Source organism: Streptomyces torulosus, from assembly GCF_001419765.1.
Lineage (GTDB): Bacteria > Actinomycetota > Actinomycetes > Streptomycetales > Streptomycetaceae > Streptomyces > Streptomyces torulosus.
In genome coordinates this window covers 1-3,178 of the sequence record NZ_LIRK01000602.1, presented here as the reverse complement: position 1 = coordinate 3,178, position 3,178 = coordinate 1, and the positions used below count along the sequence as shown (strand labels likewise).

Below are 3,178 nucleotides of genomic sequence, written 5' to 3'. Positions count from 1 at the left end.
AACGTCACGGCCCTGGTGACAGGCGCCAGCAGTGGCATAGGGCAGGCGGTGAGTTCCCACTTCCGCCGGGAGGGCGGGCGGTTGCTGCTCACCGGCCGCAAGGAGCGGCTCGACAGCGCTCAGCCCGACGACCTGTACGTACCCGGAGACCTCAACGACGAGACGTTCGTGGAGCACCTGGCCAAGCAGGCCGCGGAGTCCTTCGGCACCGTCGACGTCGTCGTCCTCAACCACGGTCTGCAGGCCGACGGTCCACTCACCGAGATGGCCTGCGGCGACGCGAGGAACGTGCTGGAGAGCAACCTGCTCAGCGCGTTCCTGGTGATGAAGCACTTCGCGCCGCTCATGCCCGAGACCGGCGGCTCGTTCGTCTGCGTCAGCTCACGGCTGGGCATGGTCGGCATGGCCGGGCAGGTCCTGTACTCCGCCGCCAAGGGCGGCCTCATCATGCTCGCCAAGGGCGCGGCGATCGAGTGGGCCCCGCGCAACATCCGCGTCAACGTCGTCGCTCCGGGCCTGACCGCCACCCCGATCATCGAAGCGGCGTTCCAGCGCAGGCCCGACCCCGAGGCCTACCGCCGCCAGCGCGAGAGCACGATCCCGCTCCAACGCCTCGCCACCCCCGAAGAGGTCGCTGACGCGGTGCTCTTCTTCGCGTCGTCGGAGTCCTCGTACGTGACCGGATCGGTCCTCACCGTCGACGGCGGGTACACCGCCGGCTGAACACCCTGCTGGGCATCACCACCAGCAAGGTACTGAACGCCCCTTTCTCCGTCGCGTCTTTCTGCCTGCCTCCGCACATCGGCACCGCGCGACTTGCTCGTCTACGAGGTTCCTCAGCCCGCAGGCCTGGCTCTGACCCATCCCTCACCAGAGCCCTTGTGCCGCGGCTCTGCTGAGGACCGCCCCCGCTCCGCTGATCACGGCCTGTCACCGGCGCCGGACGATGCTCTGTCCGCGTGCGCCGCCCTGAACTACCCCCCGCCTGCGAGGTAAAGCCCCCGCACAGCTGGTCCCCCGCGTCCCCAGATGAGGAGTATTGCCATGAGTGATGCCCAGATCGGTCGTAGAGCGCTCCTGCGCGGAGCAGGCGGCCTGGCCGCCCTCGCCGCTCTGCCGTCCCTCTCCGCCTGCGGTACCGGCTCCAGCCGGACGGCCGGTGGGAGTGGTGGCAAGGGCGGCAGTAAGACGGTGGTCGTCCGTGACAGCGGCGGCTCTTACGGTGCGGCTCTGCAGAAGGCGATCTACACGCCGTTCACGCAGGAGACCGGTATCCAGGTCAAGGTGCTCAACCTGGACGACGCCCCGCTGCTGGCCCAGATCAAGCAGGGCCGGCCGCAGTGCGACCTCATCAACAACTCGATGATGTCCCATTTCAAGTACGTCAAGCAGGACGCTCTGGAGGCGCTGGACCGGGACCGGCTCAAGAGCCTGAAGAGTGCGAAGATCCCGGACAACCAGATCACCGAGCACGCGGTTGGCCACAGCTTCTACGGCCAGTGCATCGGGTACCGCACGGACGCGTTCGGGGGCAAGAAGCCGGAGTCGTGGGCGGACTTCTTCGACACCAAGGCGTTCAAGGGCAGCCGTGCGATGGTCCACCCGGACGGTGACCTGCCGGAGCTGGAGTTCGCGCTGCTGGCCGACGGTGTCCCGATGGACAAGCTGTACCCGCTGGACGTCGACCGCGCCTTCAAGGTGCTGACCCGACTGCGAGGCGACATCAAGAAGTTCTGGGACAGCGGCCCGCTCCCGGGTGTTCTGCTGAGCCGCGAGGAAGTGACGATGTCCACCGTGTGGGACGGCCGTCTCGCCGATCTGCAGAAGCAAGGTGTGCCGGTGGAGCGGCAGCTCAACGGTACGCGCCGTCAGTTCTCGGGTTATGCCATCGCCAAGGGCGCGGCCAACTTGGACGCCGCCTACCAGCTGATGGACTTCTCGCTGCGGGCGGAGAGCCAGGCCAACATGGTCAAGTTCTTCCCGTCGAACCCGTCCTCTCCGGTGGCCTACGCCAAGCTGACCGAGGAGCAGCGCAACGCGTCCGCGGGTGCGCCGAAGTACTACGACAAGGGCTTCGATGCGGATGTCGACTGGTGGCTGAAGAACGAATCGGCCGTCACCAAGCGCTGGTTGGAGTGGGCTCGTGGCTGAGTTCGGTGTCGCCACACCGTCCGTCAAGGTGGCCGGCGTCACGCCGGCCACCGCGACCGGCAAGGCGCTGTCGGTGGTGGCTCTGCGCAAGACCTACGGCGACGTCGTCGCCGTGGACGAGGCATCCATGGAGATCGCCGCGGGGGAGTTCGTCACCTTCCTCGGCTCCTCCGGGTCGGGCAAGACCACGACGCTGATGATGATCGCCGGGTTCTGCGAACCCGACTCCGGCACCATCACCGTCGGCGGCCGGGACGTCACCCGCCTCGCGCCGCAGAAGAGGGGCCTGGGCTTCGTCTTCCAGCAGTACCTGCTCTTCCCGCACATGACGGTCAGTGAGAACGTCGCCTTCCCGTTGACGCTGCGGGGGGTGCCGAAGGAGGAGATCCGTCGGCGGGTGGGGGAGACGCTGGAGATCGCGGGTCTGTCCGGGTTCGGTGGCCGTAAGCCGCGTGAGTTGTCCGGTGGCCAGCAGCAGCGTGTGGCGTTGTGCCGGGCGCTGGTCTACCGCCCGCCGGTCATCCTCATGGACGAACCGCTCGGCGCGCTGGACAAGAAGCTGCGCGACCAGTTGCAGGTGGAGATCAAGTCCATCCAGCAGGAACTGGGCCTGACCGTCATCTACGTGACGCACGACCAGGAAGAAGCGCTGGTCATGTCGGACCGCATCGCGGTGATGCGCAACGGCCTGATCGAGCAGTTCGACACCCCCCGCGAGCTGTTCGAACGGCCCAGGACGCCGTTTGTCGCGGACTTCCTCGGCGCGGCGAACTTCCTGCCCGGCCGGGTGGAGAAGCAGGACGGCGAGCACACCCTGGTCCGCCTCACCCAGTCCGGTGGCCTGCTGACGGCGCGCCGTCACCAGCTGGCGCCCGGTACGCAGGTGAAGGTCGCTGTGCAGCCGGGTCGACTGCGGGCAAGCGCCGCCGACGACGGGTTCTGTACCGGCACCGTGGAAACCGCCACCTACGTCGGCACCCTGGTGCGCGCGGGTGTACGTATCGATGGCGGCGCCGGGCCCCTGCTG

The 3,178-nt window shown here is 67.8% G+C and carries 3 protein-coding genes; all 3 read left to right on the top strand.

Annotated features, from left to right (window positions below):
* Window positions 1-723: SDR family NAD(P)-dependent oxidoreductase (locus AOK23_RS34680; RefSeq protein WP_079049877.1), on the top strand; the 723-nt coding region annotated here is incomplete at its 5' end.
* A 321-nt stretch (window positions 724-1,044) separates the two neighbouring features.
* On the top strand, window positions 1,045-2,151 hold the full coding sequence (locus AOK23_RS34675; RefSeq protein WP_055716503.1) for an ABC transporter substrate-binding protein: 1,107 nt from the start codon (window positions 1,045-1,047) through the stop codon (window positions 2,149-2,151).
* A partial coding sequence (locus tag AOK23_RS34670; protein ID WP_055716502.1) for an ABC transporter ATP-binding protein occupies window positions 2,144-3,178 on the top strand: 1,035 nt, incomplete at its 3' end. The genes AOK23_RS34675 and AOK23_RS34670, both read left to right, overlap by 8 nt.